At 61.7% G+C, this 14469-nt stretch carries 18 protein-coding genes and 1 pseudogene; all 19 read right to left on the bottom strand.

Translation table 11 applies throughout. The features are described 5' to 3' along the window. Positions 1–6: 6 nt before the first annotated feature. Positions 7–663 carry an RcGTA-type gene transfer agent tail tape measure protein gene (locus INS80_RS15250; protein ID WP_192966446.1) on the bottom strand — a complete coding sequence of 219 codons (657 nt, stop codon included), beginning with the start codon at positions 661–663 and terminating at the stop codon, positions 7–9. Beyond that, positions 650–865 carry a rcc01693 family protein gene (locus INS80_RS15245; RefSeq protein WP_192966445.1) on the bottom strand — a complete coding sequence of 72 codons (216 nt, stop codon included), beginning with the start codon at positions 863–865 and terminating at the stop codon, positions 650–652. Before INS80_RS15245 ends, INS80_RS15250 begins: the two co-directional genes overlap by 14 nt. Further along, positions 862–1185: a gene transfer agent family protein gene (locus INS80_RS15240; RefSeq protein WP_192966444.1), complete on the bottom strand. Its 324-nt coding sequence runs from the start codon at positions 1183–1185 to the stop codon at positions 862–864. Before INS80_RS15240 ends, INS80_RS15245 begins: the two co-directional genes overlap by 4 nt. A gap of 3 nt (positions 1186–1188) precedes the next feature. Further along, positions 1189–1610, bottom strand: a pseudogene (locus INS80_RS15235) (phage major tail protein, TP901-1 family). A 54-nt stretch (positions 1611–1664) separates the two neighbouring features. Further along, positions 1665–2072 carry a DUF3168 domain-containing protein gene (locus tag INS80_RS15230; protein ID WP_192966443.1) on the bottom strand — a complete coding sequence of 136 codons (408 nt, stop codon included), beginning with the start codon at positions 2070–2072 and terminating at the stop codon, positions 1665–1667. Beyond that, a complete protein-coding gene (locus INS80_RS15225; protein WP_192966442.1) occupies positions 2069–2419 on the bottom strand; it encodes a head-tail adaptor protein in 351 nt (116 codons plus the stop codon). The genes INS80_RS15230 and INS80_RS15225 overlap by 4 nt, the downstream gene beginning before the upstream one ends. Continuing rightward, a complete protein-coding gene (locus tag INS80_RS15220; RefSeq protein ID WP_192966441.1) occupies positions 2416–3015 on the bottom strand; it encodes a head-tail connector protein in 600 nt (199 codons plus the stop codon). Before INS80_RS15220 ends, INS80_RS15225 begins: the two co-directional genes overlap by 4 nt. Before the next feature lie 186 nt (positions 3016–3201). Then, the gene (locus tag INS80_RS15215; RefSeq protein WP_192966440.1) at positions 3202–4383 is read right to left on the bottom strand and encodes a phage major capsid protein; all 1182 of its coding nucleotides are present in this window, start codon (positions 4381–4383) and stop codon (positions 3202–3204) included. Positions 4384–4407: 24 nt separating this feature from the next. Continuing rightward, positions 4408–4950, bottom strand: a complete 543-nt coding sequence (locus INS80_RS15210) for an HK97 family phage prohead protease (RefSeq protein ID WP_192966439.1) — start codon at positions 4948–4950, stop codon at positions 4408–4410. A 33-nt stretch (positions 4951–4983) separates the two neighbouring features. Further along, positions 4984–5202, bottom strand: coding sequence for a GTA head formation protein, RCAP_rcc01685 family (locus INS80_RS15205; RefSeq protein WP_192966438.1), 219 nt, complete (start codon positions 5200–5202; stop codon positions 4984–4986). Beyond that, positions 5195–6400, bottom strand: coding sequence for a phage portal protein (locus tag INS80_RS15200; protein WP_192966437.1), 1206 nt, complete (start codon positions 6398–6400; stop codon positions 5195–5197). The genes INS80_RS15205 and INS80_RS15200 overlap by 8 nt, the downstream gene beginning before the upstream one ends. Positions 6401–6522: 122 nt before the next feature. Then, positions 6523–7893: a DNA-packaging protein gene (locus INS80_RS15195; protein ID WP_226892637.1), complete on the bottom strand. Its 1371-nt coding sequence runs from the start codon at positions 7891–7893 to the stop codon at positions 6523–6525. Continuing rightward, a complete protein-coding gene (locus tag INS80_RS15190; protein WP_192966435.1) occupies positions 7793–8140 on the bottom strand; it encodes a recombinase in 348 nt (115 codons plus the stop codon). The genes INS80_RS15195 and INS80_RS15190 overlap by 101 nt, the downstream gene beginning before the upstream one ends. Before the next feature lie 308 nt (positions 8141–8448). Next, positions 8449–9603, bottom strand: coding sequence for an endolytic transglycosylase MltG (gene mltG, locus INS80_RS15185; protein WP_192966434.1), 1155 nt, complete (start codon positions 9601–9603; stop codon positions 8449–8451). Further along, positions 9604–10869: a beta-ketoacyl-ACP synthase II gene (fabF, locus tag INS80_RS15180; RefSeq protein ID WP_192966433.1), complete on the bottom strand. Its 1266-nt coding sequence runs from the start codon at positions 10867–10869 to the stop codon at positions 9604–9606. It lies immediately after the preceding gene. 266 nt (positions 10870–11135) lie between these two features. After that, positions 11136–11879, bottom strand: a complete 744-nt coding sequence (locus INS80_RS15175) for a 1-(5-phosphoribosyl)-5-[(5-phosphoribosylamino)methylideneamino]imidazole-4-carboxamide isomerase (protein WP_192966432.1) — start codon at positions 11877–11879, stop codon at positions 11136–11138. Positions 11880–12048: 169 nt separating this feature from the next. Beyond that, positions 12049–12282: an acyl carrier protein gene (locus tag INS80_RS15170; protein WP_065273474.1), complete on the bottom strand. Its 234-nt coding sequence runs from the start codon at positions 12280–12282 to the stop codon at positions 12049–12051. Between the two features lie 402 nt (positions 12283–12684). Next, positions 12685–13422 (bottom strand): 3-oxoacyl-[acyl-carrier-protein] reductase, encoded by a 738-nt coding sequence (gene fabG, locus INS80_RS15165; protein ID WP_192966431.1) that lies wholly within the window; start codon positions 13420–13422, stop codon positions 12685–12687. 72 nt (positions 13423–13494) lie between these two features. Further along, positions 13495–14427, bottom strand: a complete 933-nt coding sequence (gene fabD, locus INS80_RS15160; protein ID WP_192966430.1) for an ACP S-malonyltransferase — start codon at positions 14425–14427, stop codon at positions 13495–13497. Positions 14428–14469: the final 42 nt, after the last annotated feature.

Below are 14469 nucleotides of genomic sequence, written 5' to 3'. Positions count from 1 at the left end.
AGTTGTTCAACGGTTGCGGTTGCCACGTGTCAAAGCGCGGGACAGGCGCGCGGCGATCTGGCCCTGGCTGCGCTGAAAGCCCTGCACGTCGGGCGTGGTGATATTCATCACCACCTGCATCGGCCGCTCCCCGGCGCTGGTCACACCCAGCGAGCCATCGGCGGCGCGGCGCAGGGGCAGAATTGCCTCGGGACCGGCTTCCCCCATCAGACCCACCCCCCCGCGCATCGGGAACAGGGTGGCGCCGCTCACAACGCCGCCACGGGCAAAGGGCATCACGCGCCCTTCGGAAAACGCCGCGCCGTCGGCAAAGGGCAAAAGCCCGCTCACGAGGTTGCCCACACCAGAGGCCAGGATGCCGCCGACATGATCCGTGACCGGGCGAATGGCGGCGTTGTAAGTGGTACGGATCATCGAGCGCGCAACGCTATCCAGCGCGTCCGACAGGCTCTTGCCGTCGAACACCACCCCCTCGAAGGCACGGCGTAACCCCCGCGACATGCCGCGTTCCAGCGTCTGCACATCCTTGCCCGTCGCCGCGAAGGCATCACGTACCCGGCGCAGTTCGGTATCGAAACTTGCCGCCATGCCTGCAGCCTCTCCGAGCGCGTCGCCCAAAGCCTCGCTTCGCAGTTCAAGTTCAGCGATTTCAGTTCCTGCCATCGGTTTGTTCCTCGCTCCTTGGCCCATCCGGGAAGGCTGACATCAAATCCTGAAGTCCAGCCCGGTCCATCGCCGCCCCGGCCCTATCTGGCCCCAGCATGAGGCGCAGCTCAGCCGGCGTCAGATGCCAGAAGGCATCCGGTGTCAGGCGCAGCCCAGTCAGGCCGAGCCGCATCAACGCAGGCCAGTCAAAACCGCTCATCCCTGCCCCTCCGGAAGTGCAAAACTGCGCGCCAATAGCTGCGCCGCGATCCTTGCTGCACCCAATGGACCGCCGGAAATCTCAGCCCGAGCCAGATCCTCGGCCCGCAAATCATGTCCGCCCCCTTCCAGCCCCGCCACCAGAAGCGACAGAATATCGCCAGCGGAAAACCGACCCTCTTCGAACCGTTTCACAAGATCCACCAGGGAGGCATTACCCAGGCTCTGCTCCAGGCCGGCCAGAGCCCCAAGTGTGAGCTTCAACGCATAAGGCCTTCCATCGATGACAATTTCGACCTGACCTGCAAACGGGTTCGCCATGAGTCATACCGCCGTGAAGGTGAGCGCGCCGGCACTGGCCAGTGACAGCTCATAGGTGGCCTCACCGTTGTGCGTCCCCGCGTATTCCAGGGCGGTCAACTGAAAGGGGCCTTCGATGATCCCAAAATCCGGGACAACAACCTGGAAATCCGGCGTGATACCATCAAAGAACAACTGCCGCGCCCGCTCGTCCGTGCTTTCATCGCGAAACACACCGGAGCCAGAAACATTCGCCGAGCGCACCCCGGCACCTGACAACAGCTCGCGCCAGCCCCCCTGGCTTTCGAGACTGGTCACATCGACGCTTTCAGCGTTGAAACTGACCCGCGTGGCCCGCAGCCCCGCAGTCCCGCAATGGTTTCGAACTGACCATCCCCGGTCATATCCACCTTGACCAGCAGATCCTTGCCATTCTGTGCACCCATGGGGTCACTCCACTTCATACATGATTACAGTGCCTTACGTCTTGCTCTAAACGCTCATCCGTCTTCAACCCGCGCAGCAAAGCGCAGAACAATGCTGCGCCCACCATCGGTCAGGCGTTCGGCTGCAGCGCGTTCAAACCACAGCCCCACAAGCCGTCCGCGTGTGAGGGTGAGGGGCGCATCGATCAGCGCGTCACACACCACCGCAGCCACGGCTTTCGCCGCCGAAAACCCGGCGGTATCGGAAAAGACACTGACCGTGAAACGATGCCGTGCGCCAGCGCCTGAGACATCCGAACGGTCCTCCACCTCTTCGGGGCCAAGTGCCACATAGGTCTGCGGCAAGGTGCCCGATGGCAGCGCATCAAAGAGATCCCCACCGATCAGCGCAGTGAGGCCCGGGTTCGACGCAAGATGCTGATAAACCGCCGATTGCAGTGCCTCGGACAGGGCATATGTCATGCGCCCACCTCCTCGACCGCGAAACAGGTAAGATAGCGCCCGCGGGCATCCGCCTCGCTCACCGCATCGATGCGAAAGAGCCGCTCTCCGTCGCGGAACCGCTGATCCGGGCGGGGGCGAGAGGTGGACCCAACCGGCGCAGCCCGCACGGTGATCCGGTAACGCTGCAGCGAAAGGGTCGCGCCCTGCTGATCTACATTGCGACCATTCAGGGCGCTCACCTCGGCCCAGAGCGTGCCAAGCGCTGTCCAGCTTTCCACATAGCCGCCTGCTCCATCGGGCAAACGCTGGGGGTCTTCCAGCACCAGAGAACGGCTAAGTTGCGGCACGGGTGCAAGATCCGTCATTGCACCGCCCTCAGCGACAGGCGCGGCGCGCGGTAGCGCTCGATCAGGCTGGTGACCCCAAAGGGCATGCAGCCGCCGTGCAGCCCTGTATCCTCTCGGTACTCGTAGTAGTGAGCCGCCAGCATCAGCACCGCCTGAGCCAGATCGGCAGGCAGATCGCCCCAGTGAGTGGCAAGACCGGCCTCAAAAGTGATCTTTGCCGAGCCACCTTTGGCCACGAGCGGCAGATGGCCTCTTGCTGGCCGCAGCTTCGGGTGATGGGTGTCCTGTTCAAGGTGGTAGAGCCCGGGATCAAGAGTGGTTTGACTGCCTGCGCCATCCTCAACCACCACCGCAGAAATCGCCACGACCGGAGCCACTGGAAAGGTCGCCCTGCTCGGATCACGCCACCGGGGCAAGACCCATTCGAATGTCCGGCGGATCAACCCCTTCCCTGTGCGTGCCTCGATTGCCGAAACCGCCGCCCGCAGAAACCCAATCAGAACACTGTCCTGAAGGTTGCCTTCGCCAAAGCCTGTTCCCAGTCGCAGATGGGCCTTGAAGGCCTCCAGCGGCAAAGCGCTGTCCGGAACTGGCGCCACTTCGGTCAAAATCATCTCATCTCTCCGCACTTCCCCGCAAATGTTGGCCCCAGGCCGGTGTCCCCCCTCGTGTGATCATTGCAGCGGGCGCAGATCCTCTTTGCCGCTCGGACGGAGGGGGAGCAGCTGGACGACAAAGAGTTGGTGATATGCGCCCGCCGACGGGTCCGGGCTGCCGGCCCCGTCATCGGCCTGAAGCGATTAGCTCAGGCCGAATTTCAGCAGTTTGATGGCTGCAAAATCGCTGACATCGCCGCCGTTGCGTTTGGTCGCATAGAACAGCACATGAGGCTTGGCACTGAAGGGATCGCGCAGCACCCGCAGATCGGGGCGTTCTGCGATGGTATATCCGGCAGCAAAGTCCCCAAACGCCACCGAGTAGCTGCCTGAGGCGACATCCGGCATATCCTCTGCCACCAGCACCGGGTAACCCATCAGTCGCGCAGGCTCACCAGCAGCAAGACCATCGGACCAAAGGAAACGGCCATCGGCGTCCTTCAGCTTGCGGATCACGCCTGCGGTTTTGGAGTTCATCACGAAAGACGCCCCGGCCCGATACTGAGCCCCCAGCGCATAGACCAGATCAATGATCGCATCGCCATTGCCGATGTCGCCATCGACGCCTGTCGCCACATAGCCAAGGCTGCCCCAGGACCAGACGTCGTTGTCCACGGTGGGATGGCTGAGGATGCCGGTGGGTTTGTCCACCCCATCGCCGCTCAGGAACGCAGCCGCCTCGGCCCGAGCGAATTTATCGGCGATCCGGCCTGCAAGCCAACCTTCGATGTCGAAGGCGCTGTCATCAAGGAGGCGCTGCGAGGCCTTGGGCAGCGCGCTCAGCTCATGCAGCGGGATAGTGATGCGGTCGATTGAGGGCGTACCGGTCTCTGCGCTCGGGTCGGTCTCCGTCGCCCAGCCAGCGCCAATGTCAGTATGGTCAATCAGCACGTCGTAAGACGTCGCCTCCACGTTAACCACCGAGGCCACGGCCCGGATCGACGCCGTCGACTGGAGCACCGACTTCACGGTATCGGCGGTTTGCGGATCGACCAGATAGCCACCATCGCTGTTGACCGATGCCGACAGGGATTTTGCATCCAGTTCAAGGCCCCTCAACGCCCCTTCATCGCCCGAGCGCAGGTAGGCGCCAAATGCCTTTTGATGGGGCGCGCCGATCTCCTCGCTAGCGGCAAGATGGGGACGCGCCGCCACCTGAGTTTTTCGATCCAGCATGGTCATTCGCTCTTCCGTCTGTTTTAGTTTCGCCTGCACTTCACCCTGGAACCCCCTGAAGTCTTTGACAAAGCCGGAAACGGCCTGACGGACTTCCTGCACCAGCGGCACCGCATCTCCGGCCAGGGCCGGGATTTCCAGTTTGCTCATTTGTTGTCCTGTTTCCTTGAGGTCTTACGTATCCCGCGCGCCGCGCAGTTCGGCCGCAAGGGCGCGCAACACGGCTTCCGTCTCGGAGGTCGATTTCGCCGCAACCCGCGCGGTGGCGAGCATGGGAAAGGTCACCAGGGACACTTCCCACAGGTCCAGCTCGGTCAGCTTTCGCCCGCCCCCCTCATGGTGTGCAGCCTGAACCGTACGGTAGCCGATCGACAGCCCATCCAGGGCACCTGCTGCGATAAGCGATACCGCCTCTGCTCCGCGCTGCGTTTCGGTCAGAACCCGCCCTTTGACCCAAAGGCCGCGGGCATCCTCTCGCACCTCATCCCAAACCACAATGGGCTGACCAGGGTCATGCTGCCACAACATCTTCACCTTGCAGTCTCGCGCGGCAAGGGCGCTTAGCGATGCCCCGTAGGCCCCCGGCATCACGACATCACCGCCCTGATCAATTTCGCCGAACAGGCTGGCATAGCCTTGAATGACATCGTCACCTTCCAGTTGCAGCCCCGTGTCACTGCCCGCGAATTTCTGTTCAAGTTCAAGCTGCGCCTGCATGAATTGCTCCTTTTACTGCACTGTTTTCCAGTCCTATTGTGCGACCAGAAAGGACTGAAATGCCTGCGCCAAAATGACGGCTGCAACGCCATAGACCGTCAGCCAAAGCCGCTTTTCCAGCCGCTCTATCATCTGCTCGATCCTCTCAAGCCGCCGGTTGACCGCCTGATTGTGGATCTCCGTCACCCGCTCATGGGCCGACAGACGCAGACCAGGCGAGCAATCGAAGGGGGGAAGTTGCATCTCAGGCATCACAATCCCTCATGTCCAAGGGCGGCAGGCCAAGGAGTCGACGCTTTTCATCCTTGCTGAGGAAATCTGCCTGCGACACCCGGCGCCATTGCGCCTCCCGTTCAGAGGACAGGGCGGAGACCTGATCCAGATCCGCGCGCAGCTCAAGCGCCTCGCCACTGAAACCCGACAGCCAGTCCGACAGAACTGCCGCCACGCGCGAGACCAAGGGCAGAACGGTCAGGCGATAGAAGGCGCGGTTCGCTTCCTGGTAATTTGCGTAGGCCGCGTCGCCCGGCAGGCCCAAGAGCATCGGCGGTACACCAAAGGCCAGGGCGATTTCCCGCGCGGCGGCCTCCTTGGTCTTTTGAAACTCCATGTCGGAGGGCGAAAACCCCATCGGCTTCCAATCAAGCCCTCCCTCCAGAACCATCGGCCGCCCAGCATTTCGCGCGCCCTGAAAGTTACTTTCAATGTCTTCACTTAGGCGACGAAATTGATCCTCCGTCAGCATGCCCTGACTGTCACTCCCAGACCAGACCAGCGCCCCAGAGGGCCGCGCGGCATTATCCAGCAGCGCCTTGGACCAGCGTGAGGCCGCATTGTGCACATCCACAGCGGTGGCTGCCGCCTGGATGGGCGCGAACCCATAGTGGTCATCCTGCGGATGAAAGCTGCGAATATGACAGATTGCACGTCGCGCGCCCGCGGCGGCAAAGCGATGTTTGCGCCCAGCGACCGCATAATCATAGGCCACCGGCCAGCCATCGGCGCCAGGCACCACGCTCATCCGCTCAGGGCGCAGCACGTGCAGCTCACCCGGAAGGCCTTCCTCGGTGGCGACCGCCTCAACATAGGCATTGCCTGACAACAGAAGATGACCAACCAGCGCCTCCATCAGGTCAGAGCGCGATTGCGCCGGGTTTGGCCTGGCCAACAGCGATAGGATCGGATGCGTCTCATAGCGCTGCGCGCTGTCCTGCAGGATCAGGGGCAAGGCCGCCGCCGCCTCGGCGATCAGCTTCACCGCACGAAAACCCACCGGGTTTCCGGCAAAACCGTTGCGCGTCAGTGAGACGGTGTCGCGCGGGCTCCAGTTTACGCCCCCACGGTCATGCCAATTCGCAACCCGCGCGGCAGCGCTGGCCTTGCGCTCTGGCGGGTGCGGGGCCGATTGCTGCATCGGCTGCTTTCTGCGCCGCAGGCGGTCAAAGACCATGCTGCACTCCTCATTCCTGATCGACGCGACTGCGCCCTTTGCTGGGAACAGTTGTGACAGCCGGACATGAAGATCCGCTCATTCACCCGCCCGCCACACAGGCAACACCCGCAGCGGATCAATCAGAGCATCCGCGCACGTGGGACCCTCAGATCGGAGGCTGGCCGGATCATCAGCTCGTGAATGGCCCAGACCATTGCATCAAGCCGGTCCGGAGAGCCCTGCCCCTGATAGCCACGCGCAGTCATCTGGCACATCTGGTCCTCAAGCTCCCCAAGGCCCGATAGGTGGAAGACACGCCCCTGTTCATAAAGTGCCGCCACCGGCTCGGCCCGCGCTCCTTTGCCCCTGGCGGCATGCAAGGCGCGAAAGGGCACAAACGGATCCACCTGCCGAAGCACGCTTTCCACCAAGGCGCCCCCTTGGTTCACCTCGGCCACCAAACGGTCTGCAGAATACTGATCCCGCGCGGCAATGGCTGCTCTGGCCCAGGCCAGGGGCTGTGCGCCTTGCACCGTACAATCCTCCAGCACAAAGGCGCACCAATCTTGTGGGGGACCGTCCGTGAGGGCCCCTACCACAACGATCCCGCAAGCGTCCGAGGCTTTGCCCGCACTCACGGCCGGGTCGACTGCGATCACAACCCGGCTGAGGGGCGGCGGCGCCTCTCTGCGCAGCTTTTCCAGCTGAGCAGCACTCCACAGCGCGCCTTGCACATCTTCCAACAGCTCTCCATCCAGTTCCTGCCGTCCAAGGCGTGAGCCTGCATAGCGGGCGCGCACATCGGAAAGAAATGACGGCGCCAGGTTTGCGCGGTTCGCTTCGGTGGCCGCATGTGTTTGCACGGTAGAGGGCAGCGCCAGAAGTCTACGCAACAAGGCCACGTTGCGCGGCGTTGTGGTGACACAGACCTGCGGGTTCTGGCCAAGCCGCAAGGCAAATTGCAGCATGTCCCAGCAATCTTGTCCCTTTTTCCACTTGGCCAGCTCATCTGCCCAGGCAGCATCAAATTGAGGGCCGCGCAGAGCCTCGGGATCGCTCGCAGAAAAGGCCTGAGCCATTGCCCCGTTCGCCCAAATGAGCTTGCGCTCGCTGGCCTTCCACATCGGTCTACGATCTGGCGGTGCGCAGGCCAAAAGACCGCTATCCCCCTGGATCATCACATCGCGCACCTGATCGTAGGTCTCACCAATCAGGGCCAGCCGTTCCGCCGGGCCTGCCGCAAGAGGGGTGCTGCCCTCCACCTGGCCGCGCAACCACTCGGCCCCGGCGCGCGTCTTTCCTGCGCCGCGCCCGCCAAGGATCACCCAGGTCCGCCAATCCCCGTCCGGCGGGAGCTGATGAGGGTGTGCCCAAACGTCGAAAAGATAGGGCAGCGCGCGCAGGGCATCGTCACTTAAGGTGTCGATCAGGTTCTGCGCCAATTGCTGCGGCCCTGAGGCGAGACAGGCGGCGAGTGACCTCAGCCCTTGCCTCATCGAGGTTGATCCCATTGTCCGTGCCGTTGGTGCCTTGTGTTTGTTCTGCAAGCGTCTTCTCCACCTTCTGGCAATCCCGGATGAGACTGTCGAGTTTGGCAACCTGTCGCTGCTCACCCTCCTCGAGGGCGTCTGGCCCAAGCCGCTCCAACTGCTCCCGCAGCTCCTCAGCCTTTTGTCGCAGCCGAAGGATGGAGGCCTTTAGCGAGCGCAGCAAATCGCTGGTTGAATGGGTCGGATCCACTGTTTCAGGATCCGTCACGAGAATACGTCATGGAAAAGGAGACCTCATTCGGATGCGCCCCGGATGAGAGAAAGAAAAACGGCCGCCGAAATGACATCGGGGCCGCCAAGTTTCCTTCCAACTGCAATACAACCTATACGCGATATTCGCAATCAAGTCAAGTAAGCTCCGGATGCCACCGCGCTGCACAGGAAGGCCAAGTTAGGATTTGGCGACCTGCCAAGCGCGCGCTCAAGTGAACTTTGGCTGCTGCACCGGCAGACGGAAAAGGGCGCCCGCGCGCGCCCTTCAACCAAATCCCAGTATTTGAAACGGAGCCGCAAATTTCAGTTGTTGTTTCTCTCAGCTTCGATCTGACGCCATTTCGCGACATTGCGATTATGCTCTGCCAGTGTTTTGGCAAAGGCGTGGCCTCCGGTGCCATCCGCAACGAAGAAAATGTAATCCGTCTCGTCAGGATTCACCGCAGCTGTCAGGCTGGCAAGGCCAGGGTTGGCGATGGGCGTGGGCGGCAGCCCTTCGATCACGTAGGTGTTCCAAGGCGTCACACCGCGCAGCTCGCTTTGGCGTAGGCCACGCCCCAGAACCCCCTCACCTTTGGTCACACCGTAGATCACGGTCGGGTCGGTCTGCAGACGCATCCCCCGTTTCAGGCGGTTGGTAAAGACGCTGGCGACCTGGCGACGCTCTTCGGCGACACCGGTCTCCTTTTCAATGATGGAGGCGAGGATCAACATCTCTTCAGGTGTTTCGACCGCCGCATCAGGCGAGCGCGCCTCCCATGCGTCATTGATCCTTTGAATCTGACGCTCTTGCATCTCGGCCAGGATCTCGGCGCGCTGGTCACCGGGGCTCACTTCATAGCTGTCAGGGGCCAGCATGCCCTCGGGTGGACGCGGGCCGGTTTCACCTTCGAGGATGTCCATCGCTTTGAGAGACTCGGTCACCTGCCAGCTGGTCACCCCTTCAGCCAAGGCGATACGGAACCGGGTGTCGCCTTCAGCCTTCTTTTCCAGATACTCAGCCGGAGCTTCTTCCTCTGCTGGGTTGAACTCCGCCCGCTCAACAAAGCGGTTGGTAGCAGGGTCCAGCTCGCGCACCTCTGCCAGAACCCGCGTCACGCCGATACGGTAGACAATCTCTGTGCCGCAGGTGCTGGCGCCGCCACGGGTGATCTGATCGACGATCTCTTCCATCGAGGCGCCGGGCCGCACCAGATAGCTGCCAGCCTTCAGGAGGGCGGCTTTTTCGTCATATTTCACGCCGATGCGGAAAAGTGCACCAGAGGTGATCGCGCCCTGGTCTTCAAGATCGCGCGACACGCGAGTCATGTTCGACCCGCTTTGAACGCGCAGACACATGGCCTGCTCCAGCGGGCCTTCGGCTGTGTATTGAGACTTGCCCCACATGACGACGCCCCCCAGAAGGAACAGCGCCACGATGAGGACCGTCATCATGTTGGAGGCAAGGGCGCGCCACATTTACTTGGGCTTTCCGAAAACCACGGAGGCGTTGGTGCCGCCAAAACCAAAGGAGTTGGACAGAGCCACATCGATCTTGCGCTCGCGCTTGGCGTTGGGCGCAAGATCCACGGGGCTTTCCACCGCCGGATTGTCGAGGTTTATCGTGGGCGGCGCCACCTGATCTCGGATTGCCAGGATCGAGAAGATCGCCTCGATCGCGCCCGCCGCGCCCAGAAGGTGCCCGGTGGAGGATTTGGTCGACGACATTGTGACATTGCCAGCGTGCTCGCCGAGCATCCGCTCAACGGCGCCCAGTTCGATGGTGTCGGCCATGGTCGAGGTGCCGTGGGCGTTGATGTAATCCACGTCCTTCGGCTCCAGCCCCGCATTGGCCAATGCGGCACGCATGGAGCGTTCACCGCCTTCACCCGTCTCGGACGGCGCGGTGATGTGGTAGGCGTCACCCGACATGCCGTAGCCCAGAACCTCGGCATAGATTTTGGCTCCGCGCGCCTTGGCGTGCTCGTATTCCTCAAGGATCACAACGCCGGCGCCTTCCCCCATGACGAAACCGTCACGGTCCTGGTCATAGGGGCGGCTCGCCGTTTTCGGATCATCTCCGTACTTAGTGCTAAGCGCCTTGCACGCGTTGAAACCTGCGATTCCGATCTCGCAGATCGCAGCCTCGGCGCCACCGGCCACCATCACGTCTGCATCACCCGCTCGGATGATACGGCTGGCATCGCCAATGGCATGAGCACCCGTCGAGCAGGCGGTCACAACCGAATGGTTCGGCCCCTTGAAGCCATAGCGGATCGAAACCTGACCAGAAGCCAAGTTGATCAGGGATCCGGGTATGAAGAAGGGGGATACCCGGCGCACGCCGCGTTCCTTGATCAGCACTGCGGTGTCGGCAATCGAGCTGAGGCCGCCAATGCCCGAACCGATCATCACGCCGGTGCGCAGCAGGCTTTCCTCATCCTCGGGCATCCAGCCCGCATCCTTGACCGCCATATCCGCTGCGGCAAGGCCGTAGAGGATGAAGTCATCGACCTTGCGCTGCTCCTTTGGGGCGAGGAAGTCGTCGGCGTTGAAAGTCCCGTTCGACCCATCACCTCGCGGCACTTCGCAGGCATAGGTGGTTGCAACGCCGCTGGCCTCAGTATCAAACAGGGTGATCGGCCCTGCGCCGGACTGACCGTCCAACAGACGCGACCATGTTTCTTCGACCCCGCTGGCCAAAGGGGTAACCAGGCCAAGTCCGGTGACAACTACTCGACGCATTCCTTGCTCTCCTCTGCCTCGGCAATTCGTCCACCCAGATACATTGGATTGGACAAAAGGTGCAAGTGCGCCGATCAAACCCGACATGAGCCAAGAGCGGGGTCACGCTCAGACGCGCGAATAATAGACACCAGCCCTAGCGGCAAACCCTAGCGGTTAGACCCGCGCGCCCTTGGGCAGGGCCGTGGCTGCGCTTCTCAATGCCGGACTGCCAGACCATGAACCTTCGCCAATGTGGCGCGGTACACTGGTTTGTGATCAGTACCTTACAGGAATTCGGCGATAGGTTCTGATTGCGGACGGGCCACTTCCAGGGCTTCTGCCAGGGTCAGCGTTTTGCGGAACAGTGCCCGGCCGACCAAGCTGCCGGAAATATTCGGAATGTACTTGAGACGTGCGATATCATCGACACCGCGCACCACCCCGCTGGCAATAACCGGTGCCTTCGCCCGCTCGGCAAGGCCGGCAATCAAGCCAAGCTGCGCTTCCACATCAGACATGTCGCTATCGATGTCGGTAATGATGATCGCAGCAAAAGGGGCGTCGCCAAAGGCTTCGATATAGGCTTGAGGCTGGAAAGCGCCTGACTGGCGCCAACCCTCAGTCATCACCTGCCCCTGCCAGACGTCAACCGCCAGCACGATCTGATCAGGATGCTGCTTGGCCAGTTCAGCAACCAGCGCCGGGTCGCGGGCGGCCAGGGTGCCCACGGTCACGCGCCCGGCTCCGCGATCGATCCAGTGTTCGATCTGCTCTCGGCTGCGCATCCCCCCACCAAGCTGAACAGGAATACCGACACTGCGAATGATCTCTTCAACAAGACCTGCATTGGTGTCCTCGCCCCGCACCGCGTTGAAATCCGTCAGATGCATCCACTCGGCCCCACTCGCGGCAAAGCCTTTCGCCGTTTCCACTGGATCCACATGCCAGAGCATCGGATTATCGAGCCGCCCCTTGTCCAGCGTGACGCAGCGGCCGTTCATCAGCTCCATCGTCGGGTAGATCATCATGGGCAAGTCCTCCAAAAAATGCGCGTATCCGGGTTCCGCACCAGCATAACACAGGCGCAGTGGTCTCAGGATCAGTCGGCCACAAAAAGGAGAAGGCTCCATGACGCAAAACGGCGCTTTCCATGTGGAAAGCGCCGCTCAGGCATTCACAAGGGTGTGAATGAAACTCTTAGGAGGCTTCGGTGATGAACTTCACCGCATCGCCAAAGGTCTGGATGGTTTCGGCTGCATCATCCGGGATCTCGATGCCGAACTCTTCTTCAAAGGCCATGACCAGTTCAACCGTGTCCAGGCTGTCGGCGCCCAGGTCGTCGATGAACGAGGCGTTCTCGGTCACTTTGGCTTCTTCAACACCCAGGTGCTCTACAACGATCTTTTTCACGCGGTCTGCGACGTCGCTCATATCCATTCCTCGTTTCTTCAGGGCAACTCTGCCCGGTTTTGCCCTTACCCGCACGGGCTGGCATTGTTTTGCCCGATCCGGGCGGTTGTTCCCCCGCGAAGCGGAGACAGCCAACATGGGCCACGCCCGGTCAGCAAGAATATGGGGCGCCTATAGCACAGACGCGCCCTGAGGCAAACGTTTTCGCAACCTCCCGGCGGTTCCCGGAACCCTGCGGCTTCGCATGCTGGAGGGGCAAATGGCGGCTGCTCGCGGAACCTGCAACCCCTGCGCCTCCACTTTTCTCATAATTACTATAAAATCAGCATCTTAGAAGTGGAAATAACCGCTCCTAGCCAGCCTAGAAATTCCCTCAAGAAGAGGTTTGGAGCACCGAGTCCGCTCGGCGCCCCGAACCAAAACTCAGAGCATCGCCATGCCGCCGTTTACATGCAGCGTACTGCCGGTGACATAAGCGGCCTCCGCACTCGCCAGATACAGGACCGCCGCGGCGATCTCTTTCGAATCTCCCATCCGCCCGGCTGGCACCTGGCCCAAAATGTTCGCTTTCTGGTCATCGGTCAGCTTGTCGGTCATCGCGGTCGCAATGAAGCCCGGCGCAATCGCGTTCACGGTGATGCCGCGGTTTGCAACCTCATAGGCCAAGGATTTGGACATACCTACCATACCTGCCTTGGACGCCGCGTAGTTCGCTTGCCCGGGGTTACCCGTGGCTCCGACGATGGAGGAGATATTGATGATCCGCCCCCAGCGTGCTTTCATCATACCGCGCAACACGCCGCGGCACAGGCGCATGGTCGAGGTCAGGTTCACGTCCAGAACGCTTTGCCATTCTTCATCCTTCATGCGCATGAAAAGATTGTCACGTGTTATACCGGCATTGTTCACCAGGATATCGACCGAGCCCATCGCTTCGGCGGCCTGTTTAGGCAGCGCATCGACGGCTTCGGAGTCGCTGAGGTTGCAGGGCAGCACATAGGCGCGCTCTCCCAGCTCATCTGCCAGCGCTTTGAGCGGCTCCTCGCGGGTGCCGGACAGAGCAACAGTGGCACCTGCGGCATGAAGAGCGCGGGCAATATCCCCGCCAATCCCGCCAGAGGCGCCGGTGATCAGGGCGTTCTTTCCCGTCAGATCAAACATGTGATTTCCTCGTTCTTTATGTCAGCGCCGATCAGGTGAACCACGCGGCGCCTATCATGTGGATGTCAGCTTTCAGCTCTCAAGCGCGGCCTTTGCGCCTTCGGGCGTACCCACCTGGCGGCAGACCAGTGCGCGATCGATTTTACGGATCATTCCCGACAGGGCCTTGCCCGCACCGATCTCCCAGAACTCGGTAACGCCCTTGGCAGCCATGGCCTGCACGCTTTCACGCCAGCGCACCGAACCAGTCACCTGTTCCACCAGGAGCGCGCGGATCTCATCGGGATCCGTGACTGCATCAGCGCGTACATTGGCGATCAATGGCACCGCGGGGGATAGGATTTCTACACCCGCAAGCGCCTCAGCCATCACATCGGCGGCGGGCTGCATGAGGGCGCAATGAAATGGCGCACTTACCGGCAGCATAACGGCGCGCTTGGCGCCTTTTTCCTTGGCGATCCCGGCGGCCCGCTCAACAGCCGCTTTGGAGCCGGAGACCACAACCTGTGTCGGATCGTTGTCATTGGCGGCCTGGCAAACCTCGCCCTGGGCGGCCTCGATCGCGACGGCGCGCACGGCCTCAAGGTCCAGCCCCAGGATTGCAGCCATTGCGCCCTCACCCACCGGCACGGCATCCTGCATCGCAGCGCCGCGGGTGCGCAGCAAGCGTGCGGTATCGCCAACCGAAATTGCTCCGGCTGCCGCAAGAGCGGAATATTCGCCCAGAGAATGCCCGGCGACAAAGGCGGCCTTGTCGATCGCGATGCCCTCGGCCTCAAGCGCGCGCATGGCCGCCATGGAGGTCGCCATCAGTGCAGGCTGCGCGTTGCGGGTCAGGGTCAGGGTCTCAATGTCGCCCTCCCAGATCAGGCCGCTCAGGGCTTCACCAAGCGCCTCGTCCACCTCGTCAAAGATGGCTTTGGCCGACGGATAGGCCTCTGCCAACTCCTTGCCCATGCCGATCGTCTGGGCACCCTGCCCCGGAAACACAAATGCGACAGTCATCTATGACCTCATCCCTTTTTTGCCATTTCAGCCGGTTTAGAC

The organism is Phycobacter azelaicus (genome assembly GCF_014884385.1).
Taxonomy (GTDB): domain Bacteria; phylum Pseudomonadota; class Alphaproteobacteria; order Rhodobacterales; family Rhodobacteraceae; genus Phycobacter; species Phycobacter azelaicus.
Note: the sequence above shows the minus strand (reverse complement) of the source record. Positions and strands in the feature narration are given on the sequence as shown.

Bases quoted from the DNA above. Each gene is read 5' to 3' on its own strand.
- fabD (WP_192966430.1), bottom strand. From the start codon at position 14,427: ATGACTGTCGCATTTGTGTTTCCGGGGCAGGGTGCCCAGACGATCGGC.
- INS80_RS15215 (WP_192966440.1), bottom strand. From the start codon at position 4,383: ATGAGCAAACTGGAAATCCCGGCCCTGGCCGGAGATGCGGTGCCGCTG.
- INS80_RS15225 (WP_192966442.1), bottom strand. From the start codon at position 2,419: ATGACGGATCTTGCACCCGTGCCGCAACTTAGCCGTTCTCTGGTGCTG.
- INS80_RS15175 (WP_192966432.1), bottom strand. From the start codon at position 11,879: ATGATGATCTACCCGACGATGGAGCTGATGAACGGCCGCTGCGTCACG.
- fabF (WP_192966433.1), bottom strand. From the start codon at position 10,869: ATGCGTCGAGTAGTTGTCACCGGACTTGGCCTGGTTACCCCTTTGGCC.
- INS80_RS15220 (WP_192966441.1), bottom strand. From the start codon at position 3,015: ATGATTTTGACCGAAGTGGCGCCAGTTCCGGACAGCGCTTTGCCGCTG.
- fabG (WP_192966431.1), bottom strand. From the start codon at position 13,422: ATGTTTGATCTGACGGGAAAGAACGCCCTGATCACCGGCGCCTCTGGC.
- INS80_RS15240 (WP_192966444.1), bottom strand. From the start codon at position 1,185: ATGGCGAACCCGTTTGCAGGTCAGGTCGAAATTGTCATCGATGGAAGG.
- INS80_RS15205 (WP_192966438.1), bottom strand. From the start codon at position 5,202: ATGCCTGAGATGCAACTTCCCCCCTTCGATTGCTCGCCTGGTCTGCGT.
- INS80_RS15170 (WP_065273474.1), bottom strand. From the start codon at position 12,282: ATGAGCGACGTCGCAGACCGCGTGAAAAAGATCGTTGTAGAGCACCTG.
- INS80_RS15250 (WP_192966446.1), bottom strand. From the start codon at position 663: ATGGCAGGAACTGAAATCGCTGAACTTGAACTGCGAAGCGAGGCTTTG.
- INS80_RS15245 (WP_192966445.1), bottom strand. From the start codon at position 865: ATGAGCGGTTTTGACTGGCCTGCGTTGATGCGGCTCGGCCTGACTGGG.
- INS80_RS15200 (WP_192966437.1), bottom strand. From the start codon at position 6,400: ATGGTCTTTGACCGCCTGCGGCGCAGAAAGCAGCCGATGCAGCAATCG.
- INS80_RS15195 (WP_226892637.1), bottom strand. From the start codon at position 7,893: ATGGGATCAACCTCGATGAGGCAAGGGCTGAGGTCACTCGCCGCCTGT.
- INS80_RS15230 (WP_192966443.1), bottom strand. From the start codon at position 2,072: ATGACATATGCCCTGTCCGAGGCACTGCAATCGGCGGTTTATCAGCAT.
- mltG (WP_192966434.1), bottom strand. From the start codon at position 9,603: ATGTGGCGCGCCCTTGCCTCCAACATGATGACGGTCCTCATCGTGGCG.
- INS80_RS15210 (WP_192966439.1), bottom strand. From the start codon at position 4,950: ATGCAGGCGCAGCTTGAACTTGAACAGAAATTCGCGGGCAGTGACACG.